Below are 15846 nucleotides of genomic sequence, written 5' to 3' on the forward strand. Positions count from 1 at the left end.
GACTGCACGCGCCGGCGCGATGGCGCAAAGAGCCACCGCATTACGGCGCGCCGCTGGCCGCTTCGACCCGCGGATCGCGATCGCCCGGTGGCCCATCGCGAAAGCGCGCCCGTAGGAAATCCACGAAGACGCGCACCTTTTTCGGCAAGTAGTCCTGCGAGGGATGGACGAGCCAGGCCGCGACGTCGCCGAGAGCCGCGGTCACCTCAAACTCCGGGAAAAGGTCGACGAGCCGGCCTTCGCGCAGTTCGCGACCGATCATCCAACGCGCTTGCAGCGTGATGCCCATGCCGCGCAACGCACATTGCTTGAGCGCCATCGCATTCGAGGTTCGCAGGTGTTCGTTGATGCGCACGCGCTTGGTTTTCTCGGTCTGGCGACAGGTGAATTTCCACTGCCCGGCGGCGAAGCCACGCAAGGCGAGCGAGAGACATTTGTGTCCTGCGAGGTCCGTCGGGCCCGTCGGACGACCGTGCTTTTGCAGGTATTCGGGACTGGCGCAGACCACGGGAACGTAGTCGCTCAGGCGGTGGGCAACACTGGTCTTGTCGCGCAGCGCGCCGATGACGATCGCAGCGTCGATGTGCTCCGCCACGAGATCGAGATCGTTGTCCGTGAGCACGAGATCCAGATCGAGATGGGGATATTGCGCGGTGAAATCCGGCAACAACGGCACGAGGTTCACCTCGGCGAAACTCACGGGGGACGCGATCTTCAGGCGTCCACGCGGAGCCTCCATCAGCTGCTCCGCCGCGGAGTTGGCTTGGCGCAAGGCTTCCACCAGCGGCTCGATTCTTTCGAAATACGCCAGACCCGCCTCGGTGGGACGGAGTTGCCGGGTCGTTCGCTGAAAAAGACGCATGCCCAACTCCGTCTCCACGGCCGCGATAAGCCGCGAAACGGTAGCGGGATCCAATTTCCGAGCCTTCGCCACGCCCGAAAAATTCCCCCGCCGCATGACCTCCACGAGTATCTCCAAGCTGCGTAGCTCCATTGATGCGCTTTCTGCAAAGGTGTTATGTAATACGGTTAATTGTTTAAAAATTACGCATGAATTATCGTGGGCGCGAACTCAAAAACAACCCGCTTCAACATCCATCGCACCCTTCATGAGCTCCCGCCGCATTCTCCGCATCGATAGCAGTGCCCGCACCGTCGGTTCGCACTCCCGCGCCCTCGCCGATCATTTCCAGCAGGCCTGGCAGCAGCATTTCCCGCAGGACAACTTCGTCGTCCGCGATCTCGCGAAGACTCCCGTTCCGCACATCGTCGCCGACACGATCACCGGCTTCTACACGCCGGCCCATCAGCTCACGCCCGACCTCACCCAAGCCACCGCGCTCTCGGATTCGCTGATCGCAGAACTCGCCACAGCCGAGATCGTGATCGTGAGCGCGCCGATCTACAATTTCTCCATCCCGTCCGCCCTCAAGGCCTGGATCGACCAGATCGTGCGCATCGGACGCACCTTCGCCTACGACGGCAAGAGCTTCACCGGCCTGCTCAAGACCAAGCGCGTCTACCTGCTCACGTCCTACGGCGCGGGCGGCTACGGCGCCGGTGGCGGGCTCGCGGCCTTCGATCACCTCACGCCCTACCTCAAACTCCTTTTCGGTTTCCTCGGCGTCGCCGACGTCCGCGTGATCCCGGTCGAAGCAACCACGGCCGACGCCGCCACCGTGGAAGCGAACATGAAAGCCGCCCTTCTCGCCGTCGAGCGCGAGGTCGCCGCCGCCTGAAATATTTCTCCCTGCACCCACTCTAATCAAAACATGAAATCCCGCCTCCTCTCCGCCCTCTTGCTGGCCGGCGCCGCCCTGACCGCTCAGGCCGCCCCCTTCGTGCTGGACACCGTCCATACCGAGATCGGCTTCTCCGTCCGGCATTTGATGGTCTCCAACGCCAAGGGCACCTTCAACGACTTCACCGGCACCGTCGACTTCGACGAAGCCACCGGCACGCTCAAGCAACTGGCCGTCGCGATCCAAGTGAAGTCCGTCGACACCAAGGACGCGAAGCGCGACCAGCACGTGCGCAGCGCCGACTTTTTCGACGCCGAGAAATTCCCCACCATCGCCTTCGCGCTCGATCAAGCCGCGGTGAAGATCAACCAACCTGTCACCGTCGACGGCCAGCTCACGATCAAGGGCATCACCAAGACCGTGCCGCTCCAAGTCACCTACTTCGGCGCACGCACCGATCCGTTCAAGGTCCGCCACGCCGGCTTCTCCGCCACCACGAAAATCAACCGCAAGGACTTCGGCGTTTCCTGGAACGTGGCCCTCGACGAGGGCGGCGTCGCGCTCGGCGAGGAAGTCACCATCGACATCTCGGCCGAGATCGTCCCCGCACCCGCGCCCACGCTCGACTCCCAACTGCGCGCCGTGACCGCCAGCGTCCGCGCACAGATCCCCGGTGAAGTCTTCGCCACCATGGAAGCTGCCACCGCCCAACTCGAAGCCTCGGGCCAGCTCGCCCACGCGCTCGCCGTCGGCGACAAGATGCCGGAATTCTCCCTGCCCGACCCGACCGGCAAGCTCGTCAGCAGCCGCGAGCTCCTCCAGCACGGGCCGTTGCTCGTCACCTTCTACCGCGGCAACTGGTGCCCCTATTGCAACCTCGCCCTCCAAGCCCTGCAGGACCACCTCGGCGAGATCAAGGCCCTCGGCGCGAACCTCGTGGCCATCTCCCCGCAGACGCCCGACAACTCCCTCTCCATGCAGGAAAAACACGCCCTGGCCTTCCCGGTTCTCTCCGACTCCGGCCTCGGCATCACCCGCCAGTTCGGCCTGGTCTTCGCCCTGCCCGAGTCCCTGCGCCCGATCTACAAATCCTTCGGCATCGACCTCGTGAAGCAGAACGGCACCGACACTTACGAACTCCCGGTGCCCGCCACCTACCTTGTGGACCAGAACGGCAAGATCCGCGAAGCCTTCGTGCAAATCGATTATCGTCGCCGCCTCGAGCCCGCCACCGCGCTCGAGTGGATCAAGAAATTGAAGTCCGGTTCATGAACCTTGCCTTCCTCGGCCTTGGGGCCATGGGCAGTCGGATGGCCCGCCGCCTCGTCGCGGCGGGCCATTTGGTCACTGTCTACAACCGCTCCGCCGCTCCCGTGGCCGAGTTGGTGGCCTGCGGCGCGCGCCGCGCCCGCACGCCGCGCGAGGCAGTGGCCGCGGCCGAGGTGGTCTTCAGCATGGTGACCGACGACGAGGCGGCCGCCCAAATCTGGCTGCACGAAACCGACGGAGCGCTTGCCGGCATGGTCGCCGGGGCGTTGGCCGTCGAGTGCAGCACGCTCTCGCTCGCCGGACTGGCACGCATCGCCCAAGCTGCCACGGATCGCGGCCTCGCCCTGCTCGATGCTCCCGTCGCCGGCAGCCGCCCCCACGCCGACACGGGGCAACTCGTTTTTCTGGTCGGCGGCGAACACGTCGCGCTCGACCGCATCCGGCCACTGCTCGCGGTGATGGGCCATCTCGTCCATCATGTCGGCCCCGCCGGACAAGGCCTGAAACTGAAGCTGTTGATCAACGCCTTCTTCGGCCTCCAAGCCGTGAGCCTCGGAGAGTTGCTGGGCGCCGCCGAGCAGCTCGGCCTCGAACGCGCACGCGCAGCCGAGTTGCTCGCCACCCTGCCTGTAGCCGGCCCGTCCGCGGTCGGCCTCCTCCGCGCGATGGGCGCGGGCAATCACGCACCGCAAGCCCCCGTCGCCATCCTCGAGAAAGACCTGCGCTACCTGCTCGCCAGCGCGGAGCCCGCCGGCGCCGTGCTGCCGGCCACCCAAGCCGCCCAACGCCAGCTCACTCACGCCCTCGCAGCAGGATTGGGCGGACTCAATATTTCCAGCGTGGAAAATCTTTTCCGCGGCCCCGCCGCCCGCTCGCCGGAGCAGGACCGCGCCACGCTCGCCCAGCTCGTCCACGATTGGAGCGTCGCCATGAACGAAGGCGACCTGTCGTGGATCATGCGCCACATCTTTGCCAACGATGCCGTCTACCTGCCCAAGCAGGGCCCGGTGTGCCGCGGCGCGGAGGCGATCCGCACTCATTGGACGCAACTGCTCGCCACGCCCGGCCTGCGCGTGAGTTTCCAGCCGCACCTCGTCGTGCACTCCGCAGACGACCTCGCCGTCGATTCCGGTCGCTACACCGTCACACAGGCGGCCACAGGACAACCGGTCACCGTCACCGGCAAATACCTCGTGCTCTGGCGTCGGCTCGCCGGCGAGTGGCGCGTCGTGGCGGACATGGACACCGGCGACTGATCGGCGCACCGACGCCAACCGAGCGCGGGGACGATACAACCGGAGCAGCGCCCCACGCCCGCACCATGCGGCGACGGCGCTCGAATTCCTCGCGCGAAACGCGCCCTCCAGAATGTGCGGGCAATTTCTCCGCCGTCTCCCGCTCAGTCCATTTTGCACTGAAAAACTTGGTGCCCGAAGAGGGGGTCGAACCCACACGCCTTTAGAGGGCGACGGATTTTGAGTCCGTTGCGTCTGCCAATTCCGCCATTCGGGCGAGCCAAGGCCGCGAAAGAAACCTCGCCCGCCCGCGAAGTAAACCCTGATTTTTGCGGTCCGCGGTCGCGACGTTGACGATGCCCGCCGCACCCGCGAAGCTCGCGCCATGCCCGACTTTCGCGTCTACGCCCCGGCGGTGTCCGCCACCGCGACGGAAATCCGCCTCGGTGCGGACGAGAGTCACCACCTCGTCGCGGTGAACCGCTGCCAACGCGGCGATCCGGTCATCGCCTTCGACGGCCACGGACGCGAGTGGCAATGCGAGTGCGTCGACCCCGCCAAAGCCGGCGCGGTGCTCCGCGTGCGTTCGACGCACCAAGCCGCCCCCCTGCCCTGCGCGATCACCCTCGCCCAATCGATGCCCAAGGGCGCGACGATGGACGAGATCGTGCGTCAAGCCACCGAGCTCGGCGCCGCCTGCGTCGTGCCGCTGATCACGGAGCGGACCCAAGTGCACCTCGACGCCGATCGCGCCGACAAGAAAATCGAGAAATGGCGCACCGCCGCGATCGAGGCGGCCAAGCAATGCGGCAACCCGTGGGTGCCGGAAATCGCGCCGCTGACCAAACTCGATGCGTTGCTCGCCGGCAGCGCGAAGGATTTCGACCTCAAGCTCGTCGCCAGCCTGCACGCTGGAGCGAAGCCGCTGCGGAGCGTCTTGGAACACTGGCGCACGCACCATGGACGCGCACCGCAGCGCGTGCTCTGGCTCGTGGGGCCGGAGGGAGATTTTTCGGCGGCGGAAATCACCGCCTGCGTCATGGCCGGCTGCGCACCGGTCACACTCGGGCCGCTGGTGCTGCGTTGCGACACGGCCGCCGTCGCGGCGTTGAGCGTGCTCAGTTACGAGCTGAGCGCGCAGTAAGCCGCGGACCGCGAGTTCAGTCACGCCACGCCGCGGCGGGCGCGAGCAAGCTCGCTGCCTCCATAAGTCACCCGTTGCGCGGCAGGGATGCCGGTGAAGCGCCCGTCACTTCCGACTCGCGAGATATTTCGCGACGTCGTCGCCGGACACGCGGCCGCCGGGGCCGGTGGCTTCGATGTCGGAGATCGTCGTCGGATCGAGGCCGGCTTCCTGCGCCATCTTCGTCGCGCGCGGCGTCCAGACGAGCGCCTTGGCCGCGGCCGCCGGCGCGTGGGGCGCGGCCTGCGTCGCCGCCTGCGCATCGTGTTGCGCGGTGGCAATCGCGAGGTGCTGCAGGCTTTGATCGCTCGTCTCCATGCGGAAGAGCGCATCGCCGGAACGTTTCACTTCGCCCTTGTTGCCTTTGACGGCGACGATCGTGCCCTCGGCGGGCGACTCGAAATCGAAGGCGGACTTGTCGCTTTCGAGCTCGGCGAGCTTCTGGCCCTTGGCGACCTTGGCGCCGGGCGCGACGACGATGTTGATGATGGTGAGCTCGCTCACCGTGGCGCCCATCGAGGGCATCGGAACGTCGATCTGGAACGTGGGCATGGGTGTTTCTTTACCGCGAAATTGCGGCGGTGCGCCGCGGCGGTCAATGCCGCGCCCGGCGAGGAAAGTTCGCGTCGGCAGGTATGAAAAAGCCCGCCGGGGTGGCGGGCTGAGACTAATTCACCCGCGCGCGGCGCGCCAGATGGCGAGGCATTGCGCGATGAGCTTCGGCAGCTCCGGCAGCGGAATCATGTTCGGGCCGTCGGAAATCGCATTCGCCGGATCGGGATGCGTCTCGATGAACAGGCCGTCGGCGCCGGCGGCGAGCGCGGCCTTGGCCAGCGGCGGCACGAATTCGCGGCGTCCACCGGATTTGCCGCCGGCGGCGCCGGGCAGTTGCACGCTGTGCGTGGCGTCGAAGATCGCGGGATAGCCGAGCGTCTTCATCATCGCGAAGGAGCGCATGTCGACGACGAGGTTTTGATAGCCGAAGGTCGTGCCGCGCTCGGTTTGCCAGATTTCGGCGGCTTGGCCGTCGCGGAGTTTGGCGACAACGAACTCCATTTCCTGCGGCGAAAGGAACTGCCCCTTCTTCACGTTGACCGTCTTGCCGGTCGCGGCGGCAGCGAGGAGCAGGTCGGTCTGCCGGCACATGAAGGCGGGAATCTGCAGCACGTCGCACACGGCGGCGACGGGCGCGGCTTGCTGGCGCTCGTGGATGTCGGTGAGCACCGGGAATCCGAACTCGCGCTTGATGAGCGCGAGGAGCTTCAGGCCTTCCTCCATGCCGGTGCCGCGATCGCCGCCGAGCGAGGTGCGGTTGGCTTTGTCGAACGAGCCTTTGAAGATGATGTTCAGCTCACGGTGTTCCGCGGCGAGCTGCTTCAGCGTTGTCGCGACGGCGCGGCAGACGGTCTCGTTCTCGAGCGAGCACGGGCCGGCGATAAGGAGGAGCTTATTCGGATCGAAAATCATGAGGACGGAAAACTAACCACGAATGGACACGAACTCACACGAATGAGTGAAACGCGACGAATGCCGTGCCCACATTCGTGTCCATTCGTGTTCATTTGTGGTTTCAAACTCACTTCTTCGCGTCGTGCCGCTTGATCGCGGCGGCGATGAAGGACGCGAAGAGCGGGTGAGCCTTGTTGGGCTTCGACTGGAATTCCGGATGTGCCTGCGTGCCGACGAACCACGGGTGGTCCTTCAACTCGATGACCTCGACGAGGCCGCGCTTCGGATTCCAGCCGGAGATGACCATGCCCTTTTTCTCGAGGCGCTCGAGGTAGTCGTTGTTCACCTCGTAGCGGTGGCGATGGCGCTCGGTGACGGTGTCCTGGCCGTAGGCGCGGCGGGCGAGCGTGCCGGCCTTGAGCTGGCAGGCGTAGGCGCCGAGGCGCATCGTGCCACCCTTCTGGACGACGTTGCGCTGCTCGTCCATGAGCGCGATGACCGGGTCCGGCGTCTTCTCGTCGAACTCCATCGAGTTCGCCTTCTTCAGGCCGAGGACGTTGCGGGTGAACTCGATCACGGCGACCTGCATGCCGAGGCAGAGGCCCCAATAGGGAATCTTGTTTTCGCGCGCGAATTTCGCGGCGGCGATCTTGCCCTCGATGCCGCGGTCACCAAAGCCGCCGGGCACGAGGATGCCGTCGAGCTTCTTGAGCGCGGCGAGGCCGGACTTGTTCTCGAGGTCCTCGGCGTCGACGCGAATGATGTTCACGCGGCAATGGTTCGCGATGCCGGCGTGCGCGAGCGATTCGTAGACGGATTTGTAGGCGTCCTGGAGCTCGATGTATTTGCCGACGACGCCGATGTTCACCGTGTGCTTCGGCGACTTGATGCGATGGACGATGTCGACCCAGATGTTTTTCGCGGGCGCCTTGTTTTTGATGCCGAGCAGATCGCACACGATCTGGTCCATGCCCTGTTTCTGGAGCATGAGCGGCAGCTCGTAGATCGACGACTCGACGTCCTCGGCGGCGATGACGGCCTTCACCGGGACGTTGCAGAACATCGAAATCTTCTCGCGCATCTCGAGCGGCAACGGGTGGTCGCAACGGCACACGACCATGTGCGGCTGGATGCCGATCTCGCGCAGCTTCGCGACGGACTGCTGCGTGGGCTTCGTCTTCATCTCGCCCGCGGCGTTCACCCAAGGCACGAGCGTGACGTGAATGAAGCAGCACTCGCGTGGACCGACTTCGAGCGCGAACTGACGCAGCGCCTCGATGAACGGCAGGCCTTCGATGTCACCCGTCGTGCCGCCGATCTCGGTGATGAGCACGTCGACGCCCTTGCCGCCCTTGTAGATGCGCTCCTTGATCTCGTTCGTGACGTGCGGGATCACCTGCACGGTTTTGCCGAGGTAGTCGCCGCGACGCTCCTTCGCGATCACGGCCTCGTAGATTTGGCCGGACGAAAGCGAGTTCGCACGGCTGAGTTTGCCGCTCGTGAAGCGCTCGTAGTGACCGAGGTCGAGGTCGGTCTCCGCGCCGTCGTCGAGCACGTAGACTTCGCCGTGCTGATACGGGCTCATCGTGCCCGGATCGACGTTGAGATAAGGGTCGAATTTTTGGATTCGCACCGAGAGTCCGCGCGTCTCGAGCAACGCGCCGAGCGAGCCCGCCGTGAGACCCTTGCCCAAGGATGAAACCACACCGCCTGTGACGAAAATATACTTCACGGGCTTTACGGTATTGGTGGGGCGGAGTCGTGACACAAGAAAAAGCTTGGACGTGACTGCTTTTATCGCGCCGCCGCCCGAGAAATTGCTTTGCCAGTTCAGCTGCGGGCCCGGATTTTGCCGCACTGTGCAGGCCAAACCTCAGCTCCTCGTCTGGTTGACGTGCGACGGCGTCCATATCGACCCCGCCACCGGCAAACACACCATCCTCGGCGTCTTCTCTAACATCAAGGGCCGCGCCTTCCCGCTCACCCACCCCTACATGGTGTGGTTCATGACGCTCACCGACGTGCAGCCCGGCAAGCACCGCGTGAAAATCTCCATGGGCCTCGACCCCACGCGCCTTAGCGAGCTCATCCACCGCGAGTTCGAGTCCGGCAGCCCGCTCCATCGCATCAACCTGATCAACGAGCTGAGCAACCTCACCTTCTCGCAACCGGGCGACTACTCGATCCTCATTGAGGTCGACGAGGAACCGATCCTAGCCACGAGCATGACCGTCACGCTGTGACGCCCGTCATCCCTCCTCGCTCCTAGCTCCCCTCTTCTCGCCCATGGCCAAGCACACCGCATCGCACAAATTCGAACTCATCGGCGTCGGCAACCCGATCATGGATCTGCTCGCTCACGTCGACGACGCGTTCCTCAAGCAACACGTCGCCGGCGACAAAGGCGGCATGGTGCTCGTCGACGATGCCGACATCGTCTCTCTGCTCCACCGTCTCGGCGATCGCATCGCCATGATGCCCGGCGGCTCCGCGGCCAACACCACGCTCGGCGCCACCAAGCTCGGCCTGAAAACCACCTTCCTCGGCAAAATCGGCGGCGACATCACCGCGGAGCATTATTTTGAAAACTTCGTCGCCGCCGGCGGCGACGGCTCGCGCTTCAAACGCGCCGTGCTCCCCAACGGTCGTTGCCTCTCGATGGTCACGCCCGACGGCCAGCGCACCATGCGCACGCACCTCGGCGCCGCCATGACGCTCAGCCCCGACGAGATTACCCTCGCCGATTTCAAGGGCTGCCGCCACGCGCACATCGAAGGCTACCTGCTCTTCAACCCCGCGCTCGCCCAGAAGGTCGTCGACACCGCGCGCGCCGCCGGCTGCACAATCAGCCTCGATCTCGCGTCGTTCGAGGTCGTCAACGTCGCCCGCGATTGGATCTTCGAACAACTCCGCGCTGGCCTCGACGTCGTCATCGGCAACGAGGACGAAGCCAAGGCCCTCTTCCGCCGCGAGGACTCCTACGACGCCTACGCCCGCGAGCTCGCCCAATTCGGCGGCATCGCCGCGGTGAAGATGGGCAAGGACGGCGCGTGGGTCGCGCAGGGCAGCGAGCTCCACCGCATCTTCCCCGTGAGTGTCAAACACGTCGTCGACACGACCGGCGCCGGCGACGCCTGGGCCGCCGGCTTCCTCTACGGCTACTTGCGCAGCAAATCGCTCGCCCTCGCCGGCGCGATCGGCTCCCGCCTGGGCGCCGAAACCGTGCAACACCTCGGCGCCTCGATCCCCGACATCCACTGGCCGCGCCTCCGAGCCCACGCGGAGGATTTCGGGAAGCCGTGACCCGCGGTTCCGTGTTTCGCTATCTCGAGCTTCACGATTCCGTTCTGGCGGAAATGAAGCACCACGACAACGAATGCGTGCTCGTGCTGCGTCCCGCTTACATCCACGCCTCCTCGGGACAAGTGGGAGTGGATGCAGGCGAAGGCTACTGGCAGGATTTGGAGATTTCGCTGAAGGGCGTTCGGCGCGTCCACCACACCTTCCCTCTGCCTATGCGTATCCATGACGGGAGCCTTTCTGTCGCTTCGCTCATTCATTCGAATCTGGTCCCGGTCGACCTACGTGAGAACGAAGTCGTTCAGTTGCGGATTTCGCCCGCCGCACCAGGTGGCATCCTTGAAATCGACGCCGATGGAATCGAGGTCATTCCGATTGGGCCGGCAAGCGAAACTGAGATTTTTCCCGGCAAGCGTTGAGCGTCCCCGCGGAGGCGGCACCATGACTCAGCGCCGTCCAGATTTGACCGAACATAACAAGAAACGCATTGTCGGTTCATCGATGCGCCAGACCCGACGCTACCTCGTGCTCTTCACGGTCCTCGGTTGCGCGATCCCCGCGCTCAAGGCCGATCCGCAGCCCGCAACACCCACGACCTCCGTCCGCACCAACGAGGCGCTCCTTTCCCGTCTGCCCAAATTCAACGCCGCCAAGAGCGACGCCGCGCGCAAAGCCGCCGCCGAGGAAGCCGCCCGCAAGGCCGCCGCCGCACCCTCCGGCAACACCGAGACCACCGAAAAGGACGGCGTCGTCCACCTGCCTGACTACAAGGTCGTGGAGAAAAAGCAGCAGGAACTCCGCGGCGACGACGCGCTCAGCCAGCAGGAGATCACGAAAAAGGCCATCCGCCTCGCCGAGGCCAACATGAACGCCTTGGACATGGCGCTGAACCGCTGGCACATCCCTTTCCTCTCGCCCTCGTTCGCCGACCGCGCGCGCGCCGCCTACGAGGCACAGAAGAACGCCGAGGAAAACGAGCGCCTCCAGCACGTGATCGACGTCTCCAACGGCGCGAAAAAATAGCGCCGCCGCATGCGCCGTCTGCCGCTTGCCACGGCGCGCGCGTCGCACCAACTTTTCCGCCGTGCCTGAGTCCGACACCGACGTCGTCATCCTCCGCGAATTCCTCGCCCACCCCGGCGAACTCGTCCCCGGCACCCGGCTCGCCAAGCAGCTCGGCATTACCCGCGTCGCCGTCTTCTTTCACCTCAAGCGGCTGATCGAGGAGGGCTTCGTCATCGAGTCCGAGCCGCGCAAGGGCTACCGCCTGATCGCGCCGCCGGACAAATTGCACGAAGCACTCATCCGCACGCACCTCGGCCGCACGCGCGCGCCGCACCTCGTGTGCCTCGACACCGTCGACAGCACCAACAGCGAAGCCGAGCGCCGCCTCGCCGCCGACGAACCGCTGCCGCTCGCCATCCTCGCGCGCGAGCAGACCCGTGGCCGCGGCCGCCGCGGGCGCACTTGGCACAGCGCCGCCAACGGCAACCTCTACGTCACCTTCGTCTGGCGCCCGCAACTCGAGCCGGCGCGCCTGCAGGACTTCACGCTCTGGGCCGGCGTCAGCGTCTGCGAGCTGGTGGAAAATTTCTGCCGCCTCGCGCCCCAGCTCAAATGGCCGAACGACCTCATGATCGACGGCCGCAAAGCCGGCGGCATGCTCACCGAAGCGCGCATCGACGCCGACCAAGTGCGCGATCTCGTCTTCGGCCTCGGCCTGAACGTCAACGGCCGCCACGCCGACCTGCCCGCCGACCTGCGCCGCATCGCCACCTCGCTCGCCGAGGCGCGTGGCGAGCCGTTCGATCTCAATCGCTTCGCCGCCGCGCTGATCGGTCGCATCGCGCAAGCCTACGCGCAGTTCGTCGACGGCTCGTATCGCGCCCGCTTCGCCGACCTCTGGAACCGATACGACCTCCTCCGTGGCAGGCCCGTCACGGTGATCCAAGGCAACCGCACCGTGCGCGGCACCGCCATGGGCATCGACGACGAAGGCTCGCTCATCGTGCGCACCGACACGGGCCCGACGGAACGCTTCCGCGCCGGCGAGGTCACGTTGGGCAAGGATGCGACCTGACGCGTGGTTTTATTGGTAGCCCGGGCTCTCCGAGCACGGGATTCCGCGCCCGGAAATCGCGTGGCACCGACCTCCGACTCGACGCTTGCGATGCGGGGGCAAAGCCCGTGTTAATGGCGCAGCGTCTGCAATTTGCCGCATGGCAGAACCCAACGACATCACCATCGAGGTCGAGCACCTCGCCAAGAATTACGGCTCCCTCACCGCCGTGAACGACATCAGCTTCTCCGTGAAGCGCGGCGAGATCGTGGGCCTGCTCGGACCGAACGGCGCGGGCAAGAGCACCACGATGCGCATCCTCACGGGTTACCTGCCCGCCACGTCCGGCTCCGTGCGCATCTGCGGTCATCCCGTCGCCAGTCATCCGGAGATCACCAAGCGCCACCTCGGCTACATGCCGGAAAACAATCCGCTGCCCGAGGACCTGCGCGTGTCGGAATATCTCTGGTTCCGCGGTCGTCTGAAGGAGATGCCGCGCTCCAAACTCCGCGCCCGCATCGACGAAGTCCTCGAACTCTGCGACCTGAAGCGCAACCGCCACAAGATCATCGGCCGCCTCTCCAAGGGCAACAAACAGCGCGTCGGCATCGCCGAGGCGATCCTCGCCGAACCGGACGTCATCATCATGGACGAGCCGACGATCGGTCTCGATCCGCACCAGATCCTCATCGTCCGCGACCTCATCGCCAGCCTCCGCGGCCGCATGAGCGTGATCATTTCCTCGCACATCCTGCCCGAGATCGAGGTCACCTGCGACCGCGTGCTCATCATCAACGGCGGCCGCATCGTCGCCCAAGGCTCGCCCGCGCACCTGCGCCAGGAAATCTTCGGCCACTCGACTTACCGCCTCGAACTCAGCGGCGACAGCGCCGCGCTCCCCGTGTTGCTCGCCGACATCGACGGCACACTGAAGGTCGCCAGCGTCAGCGATTGCGCGCCCGACGGCTTCTGCGTCGTGATGCTCACCACGAACTCCGAAGCCGACCTCGGCGAAAAACTCCTGCAAGCGCTCCCGACGCGCGGCTACCGCCTGCGCGCACTGAGCCGCTCGTTGCCGACGCTCGAAGACGTTTTCCTCGCCGCCACCCGCCGCAGCTGGGACGCCCGCGCGCCCGACACCGCCGGCCCCGCCCCCAGCCGCCCGCCGCTGCCAAAGATATGAAGCCGTCCGCGATCAGCTCTCAGCCGTCAGCTTCCGGCCGACGATTGCGGTTGCCTGAACATCCGCACTTGGCCGCGGCCGACCGCACTGCACCGCTCTTCCGAGCTGAAAGCTGACCGCTGATCGCTGACTGCTCCCGCTCAACCATGCGCCACTTCCTCACCATCCTCGCCCACGAGATCCGCGCGCTGCTCTTCAACCCGAGCACCTATGTCGCCGCGGTGCTCTTCCTCGGCGTGATGGGTTTCATCTTCGCCGGCATCCTCAACAACTACAGCACGCACCCGCAGGAGCAGCAGCCCGCGCAGCAGTTCTTCCAGTATTTCATCATCCCGGTCTACTTCATGGTGCCGCTGCTCACCATGCGCAGCCTCGCCGAAGAGCGCCGCCTCGGCACGCTCGAGACCCTGCTCACCACACCGGTTACGACGACCGAAGTCGTGCTCGGGAAATTCGGCGCCGCCTACCTCCTTTACCTGCTGCTCTGGGCTTCGACCGGCGGTTTCCATTACATCCTGCACCACTACTCGCGCGACGCGCGCCTGCTCGAGTGGGGCCCGCTCGTCGGCGGTTACACCTTCATCGCCGTCAGCGGCCTGCTCTTCGTGGCCATCGGCATCCTCGCGAGCGCGCTGACCCGCAGCCAGGCCGTCGCGGGCATCTTGAGTTTCACGGCGCTCTTCGCGCTCACCGCCGGCGTCTACTTCCTCGGCAACACCCCGCTCCTGCAACAGGAGGGTTTCGCCTCCGTGCGCACGACGGTGGAAAACCTGCAAACCTTCACGCACCTCGAGGATTTCAGCCACGGCGTGATCGATACGCGCCAGGTGTTTTTCTACCTCACCGGTTCCGTGCTCGCGCTGATCTTCAGCATCCTCGGCGTCGAGGCGAAGCTCCTCCAAGGCTGACCGCATGCACTTCGCCGACAGCTTCCGCGCCGCGCGCTGGGTCCGCATCATCAACCTGCTGCTGCAGGCCGCGCTCTTCCTCTCGCTCTTCGCCGGCCTGAATTACGTCGCGCAAAACCACTTCGGCCGCTTCGACCTCACCAACTCACGCCGCTACTCGCTCTCCGCCGAAACCCGCTCCTACCTCGAGCGCCTCGACCAGCCCGTCCGCATCTACGTCACCTTCCGCGACGACAAGGACAGCGCGGAGATCGCCCAAGCCTACCTCGATCTCCGCGGCCTGCTGCGCGAATACGTCTTCGCCTCGCGCAACAACGAGCGCGCGCCGATCACCGCCAGCTTCATCGACATCTACCAAAGCCCGAAAGAGGCGCAGAAGCAGGGCGTCGAGGGCATGGATGCCGTCGTCGTGGTTGCCTCCGGGGAAAAACGGCGGCTCGTCACGATCGACGAACTCTACCGCCTCAAGGACCGCGCCACGGTCCGCGACGCCTTCCGCGGCGAGTCCGCGCTGACCGCCGCGATCCTCGACGTCACCTCCACCGCACCGAAGAAAATCTATTTCGTCCAAGGCCACGGCGAGGCCCAGCCCGACGTGGTGACCGACCGCGGACTGTCGCAACTCCGCGACGCGCTCCGCCAGCGCAACTACCAGCTCGACGCCCTCGACCTCACGCGCAACCGCAAGATCCCCGCCGACGCCGCGCTGCTCCTCATCGTCGGTCCTTCCACCGCGCGCTTCCAGCGCTTCGAGGAGGAATTGCTGCGCGACTACCTCCAGACCCGCGCCGGCGGCATCATCCTCATGCTCGACCCCGGCAAGCAGCACGGTCTCGACGTGCTGTTGTTCGACTGGGGCATCATCGCCTACGACGACGTCATCAACGACAACAGCGGCGATTTCAGCGCCGAGACCGGCGAGATGCTGCTCCGCGGCTATCCGTTCCCCCAGCATCCGATCGTCCAGACGCTCGCCAACAACCAGACGCCTATCCTCGTCGGCTTGGCGCGCACCGTCGCCGCCGACCCCGGTGCCCCCGTCGCCGACGGTATCAAGGTCCAAACTCTCGTCACCACCAGCAACACCGCTTGGGGCGAACGCGGATATCGGCTCCCCGCCCCGCACTTCTACACGCCCGGGCAGGATCTCCGCGGCCCGCTCGGCGTGCTGACCGTCGCCGAGCGCGTCAAACCCGCCAAACTCGAATTCAGCGTGCCCGGTGGCCGCCTCGCCGTCTTCGGCACCTCCGACCTCGTCACGAACAACCGCATCGCCGCCATCGGCAATCTCCCGCTTTTCATCGCCACCGTGAACTGGGCCTCCGATCGCGATCCGAATCTCAACATCCCCGCGCGCCCCGTTGAGCGCTTCCAACTCGCCCTCTCCACTGAGGAACTCAATCGCCTGCGCCTCGGTCTCCTCGTGGTCGTCCCCGGCGCCGTCGCCCTCCTCGGCCTCATCGTCTACTGGACCCGGCGCAGCTAGCGATTAGCGCTCAGCTTTCAGCCATCAGCTCC

Annotated in this window: 16 protein-coding genes and 1 tRNA gene; 12 read left to right on the plus strand and 5 right to left on the minus strand. The window is 65.5% G+C overall.

The genetic code is table 11. From position 1 onward, the window contains the following. Positions 1-40: 40 nt before the first annotated feature. Entirely contained in the window at positions 41-979 is a 939-nt protein-coding gene (locus KF715_06400) for a LysR family transcriptional regulator (protein ID MBX3736296.1), read from the minus strand. Positions 980-1109: 130 nt separating this feature from the next. Here KF715_06400 and KF715_06405 point away from each other — a divergent pair, with 130 nt between their 5' ends. From KF715_06405 to KF715_06415, 3 genes are read left to right on the plus strand one after another with little or no spacing between them, the layout of a single operon-like run. Next, positions 1110-1739: an NAD(P)H-dependent oxidoreductase gene (locus KF715_06405; protein MBX3736297.1), complete on the plus strand. Its 630-nt coding sequence runs from the start codon at positions 1110-1112 to the stop codon at positions 1737-1739. A gap of 33 nt (positions 1740-1772) precedes the next feature. Then, positions 1773-3014, plus strand: coding sequence for a YceI family protein (locus KF715_06410; protein ID MBX3736298.1), 1242 nt, complete (start codon positions 1773-1775; stop codon positions 3012-3014). After that, positions 3011-4267 (plus strand): SgcJ/EcaC family oxidoreductase, encoded by a 1257-nt coding sequence (locus KF715_06415; GenBank protein ID MBX3736299.1) that lies wholly within the window; start codon positions 3011-3013, stop codon positions 4265-4267. The genes KF715_06410 and KF715_06415 overlap by 4 nt, the downstream gene beginning before the upstream one ends. A gap of 168 nt (positions 4268-4435) precedes the next feature. Here the strand turns inward: KF715_06415 and KF715_06420 are convergent. Next, positions 4436-4523: transfer RNA gene (locus KF715_06420), tRNA-Leu, on the minus strand. 108 nt (positions 4524-4631) lie between these two features. Between KF715_06420 and KF715_06425 the strand changes: the two genes are divergently transcribed. Next, positions 4632-5390, plus strand: coding sequence for a 16S rRNA (uracil(1498)-N(3))-methyltransferase (locus KF715_06425; GenBank protein ID MBX3736300.1), 759 nt, complete (start codon positions 4632-4634; stop codon positions 5388-5390). 105 nt (positions 5391-5495) lie between these two features. Here the strand turns inward: KF715_06425 and KF715_06430 are convergent, their stop codons facing one another. The 3 genes from KF715_06430 to KF715_06440 form a co-directional block, all read right to left on the minus strand. Continuing rightward, positions 5496-5981: an E3 binding domain-containing protein gene (locus KF715_06430; GenBank protein ID MBX3736301.1), complete on the minus strand. Its 486-nt coding sequence runs from the start codon at positions 5979-5981 to the stop codon at positions 5496-5498. Positions 5982-6101: 120 nt separating this feature from the next. Further along, positions 6102-6896 (minus strand): 3-deoxy-8-phosphooctulonate synthase, encoded by a 795-nt coding sequence (gene kdsA, locus KF715_06435; protein ID MBX3736302.1) that lies wholly within the window; start codon positions 6894-6896, stop codon positions 6102-6104. 109 nt (positions 6897-7005) lie between these two features. Further along, complete coding sequence (locus KF715_06440; protein ID MBX3736303.1) at positions 7006-8610, minus strand: CTP synthase; 1605 nt, start codon at positions 8608-8610, stop codon at positions 7006-7008. Between the two features lie 127 nt (positions 8611-8737). On the opposite strand from KF715_06440, the gene KF715_06445 reads away from it, so the two are divergent. From KF715_06445 to KF715_06480, 8 genes are all read left to right on the plus strand, one after another. Beyond that, on the plus strand, positions 8738-9121 hold the full coding sequence (locus KF715_06445; GenBank protein MBX3736304.1) for a hypothetical protein: 384 nt from the start codon (positions 8738-8740) through the stop codon (positions 9119-9121). Between the two features lie 43 nt (positions 9122-9164). Then, positions 9165-10181 (plus strand): adenosine kinase, encoded by a 1017-nt coding sequence (locus tag KF715_06450; GenBank protein MBX3736305.1) that lies wholly within the window; start codon positions 9165-9167, stop codon positions 10179-10181. Further along, positions 10178-10597: a hypothetical protein gene (locus KF715_06455; GenBank protein MBX3736306.1), complete on the plus strand. Its 420-nt coding sequence runs from the start codon at positions 10178-10180 to the stop codon at positions 10595-10597. Before KF715_06450 ends, KF715_06455 begins: the two co-directional genes overlap by 4 nt. A gap of 22 nt (positions 10598-10619) precedes the next feature. Then, the gene (locus tag KF715_06460) at positions 10620-11201 is read left to right on the plus strand and encodes a hypothetical protein (protein ID MBX3736307.1); all 582 of its coding nucleotides are present in this window, start codon (positions 10620-10622) and stop codon (positions 11199-11201) included. A 61-nt stretch (positions 11202-11262) separates the two neighbouring features. Then, complete coding sequence (locus KF715_06465; GenBank protein ID MBX3736308.1) at positions 11263-12258, plus strand: biotin--[acetyl-CoA-carboxylase] ligase; 996 nt, start codon at positions 11263-11265, stop codon at positions 12256-12258. A 139-nt stretch (positions 12259-12397) separates the two neighbouring features. After that, positions 12398-13420 (plus strand): ABC transporter ATP-binding protein, encoded by a 1023-nt coding sequence (locus tag KF715_06470; GenBank protein ID MBX3736309.1) that lies wholly within the window; start codon positions 12398-12400, stop codon positions 13418-13420. 146 nt (positions 13421-13566) lie between these two features. Next, positions 13567-14328, plus strand: coding sequence for an ABC transporter permease subunit (locus KF715_06475; GenBank protein MBX3736310.1), 762 nt, complete (start codon positions 13567-13569; stop codon positions 14326-14328). A 4-nt stretch (positions 14329-14332) separates the two neighbouring features. After that, positions 14333-15814 (plus strand): GldG family protein, encoded by a 1482-nt coding sequence (locus KF715_06480; protein ID MBX3736311.1) that lies wholly within the window; start codon positions 14333-14335, stop codon positions 15812-15814. The last annotated feature ends 32 nt before the right edge of the window (positions 15815-15846 follow it).

Source organism: Candidatus Didemnitutus sp., from assembly GCA_019634575.1.
Lineage (GTDB): Bacteria > Verrucomicrobiota > Verrucomicrobiia > Opitutales > Opitutaceae > Didemnitutus.

Bases quoted from the DNA above. Each gene is read 5' to 3' on its own strand.
- KF715_06460 (MBX3736307.1), top strand. From the start codon at position 10,620: ATGACTCAGCGCCGTCCAGATTTGACCGAACATAACAAGAAACGCATT.
- KF715_06480 (MBX3736311.1), top strand. From the start codon at position 14,333: ATGCACTTCGCCGACAGCTTCCGCGCCGCGCGCTGGGTCCGCATCATC.
- KF715_06430 (MBX3736301.1), bottom strand. From the start codon at position 5,981: ATGCCCACGTTCCAGATCGACGTTCCGATGCCCTCGATGGGCGCCACG.
- KF715_06425 (MBX3736300.1), top strand. From the start codon at position 4,632: ATGCCCGACTTTCGCGTCTACGCCCCGGCGGTGTCCGCCACCGCGACG.
- KF715_06410 (MBX3736298.1), top strand. From the start codon at position 1,773: ATGAAATCCCGCCTCCTCTCCGCCCTCTTGCTGGCCGGCGCCGCCCTG.
- KF715_06405 (MBX3736297.1), top strand. From the start codon at position 1,110: ATGAGCTCCCGCCGCATTCTCCGCATCGATAGCAGTGCCCGCACCGTC.
- KF715_06475 (MBX3736310.1), top strand. From the start codon at position 13,567: ATGCGCCACTTCCTCACCATCCTCGCCCACGAGATCCGCGCGCTGCTC.
- KF715_06415 (MBX3736299.1), top strand. From the start codon at position 3,011: ATGAACCTTGCCTTCCTCGGCCTTGGGGCCATGGGCAGTCGGATGGCC.
- kdsA (MBX3736302.1), bottom strand. From the start codon at position 6,896: ATGATTTTCGATCCGAATAAGCTCCTCCTTATCGCCGGCCCGTGCTCG.
- KF715_06450 (MBX3736305.1), top strand. From the start codon at position 9,165: ATGGCCAAGCACACCGCATCGCACAAATTCGAACTCATCGGCGTCGGC.
- KF715_06470 (MBX3736309.1), top strand. From the start codon at position 12,398: ATGGCAGAACCCAACGACATCACCATCGAGGTCGAGCACCTCGCCAAG.